We start from the raw sequence: 1,024 nt of genomic DNA, 5'->3' as shown, positions 1-1,024 counted from the left end.
GCTCGTTCGTAGTAGCTATCATTATCGAATGCTTGAGGAATGGCTTTTGCAAGCCGGCTAATCATAGCCTCCATGTCTTTTTTCAGTTGCGCGCCAAACCCAACAGGCAACTTTAAAATCTTAGGGCTACGAGGCTCATCAAAATTTACGACATAACACCAATCTGATACATGATTCTTGGGCGTCAACTTGTTCTTGAGATAACGCAGAATCATTGTACGCTTGCCCAAACCAGTGCGGCCAATCGCATAAATATTGTAGCCGCTACCAGGCATCGCCATTGCAAAACGAACTGCTTCTTGCGCCCGTTCCTGGCCAACTATATCTTCAAGTGGTTCAAGTGTTTTGGTTGAAGAGGCAGCTATATTAGCTGTTGCGCACTCTGCGTATACGTCAGTGTAAGAAAGCTTTTTCAAGACAGAACCTTACTCACAAGGTGAGAGTCGTTTTAGCGAAGGAATCTACACTCTGCAATAATTTGCATCAACGCGCAAAAGCCTAGCGCACATTATTAAAGAACATTAAGTAATTGACGATATATTAACCACAGAGTCTTGTTAGAGATTTGGTTATGCATATTGAACGATTCACACCTCAAATCAGAAAAACGCTAGTCAAAGCGCGAGAGCGTGTTGCGCTCATAAAAAACGACGCGAATCCTAATCAAGATCACCAAGACAGACGTAAAACAAAAGACCGTCGGAATAAAAACCTTCCCATAAATTTTAGAGATCGTCGGGAAGGAAAAGACAGACGTAAACAAGATCAAAAGGCTGCCATTCAAGACCACGAATCAAACCTTGGTCAAAATATCGATATAAGCGTTTAATCGTTGGTATGTCAGGCGTAATCGGTTAACCTAAACAGTCATGTTATGCGAGTTTTAAGTCAAAGTAGATCGTACGGATGCAATCAAACAGGCTAATCAATTGGGCTGAAAAACGAATTAAACTACGGCACAAAGCGCCGGGCCTTCGTTGTAAGCTTTCTCATACAGGTATTTCTGGCTGGTTCAAGCCAACGA

The 1,024-nt window shown here is 42.5% G+C and carries 2 protein-coding genes; one reads left to right on the top strand and one right to left on the bottom strand.

The window, feature by feature from the left end:
* Window positions 1–416: Lon-like protease helical domain-containing protein (locus tag A3738_RS26325; RefSeq protein WP_156504518.1), on the bottom strand; the 416-nt coding region annotated here is incomplete at its 3' end.
* A gap of 155 nt (window positions 417–571) precedes the next feature.
* Between A3738_RS26325 and A3738_RS26320 the strand changes: the two genes are divergently transcribed.
* Window positions 572–829: a hypothetical protein gene (locus A3738_RS26320; RefSeq protein WP_068478768.1), complete on the top strand. Its 258-nt coding sequence runs from the start codon at window positions 572–574 to the stop codon at window positions 827–829.
* Window positions 830–1,024 lie beyond the last annotated feature (195 nt).

It is taken from the genome of Oleiphilus sp. HI0066, assembly GCF_001635725.1.
This window is presented reverse-complemented; position numbering and strand designations above follow the sequence as displayed.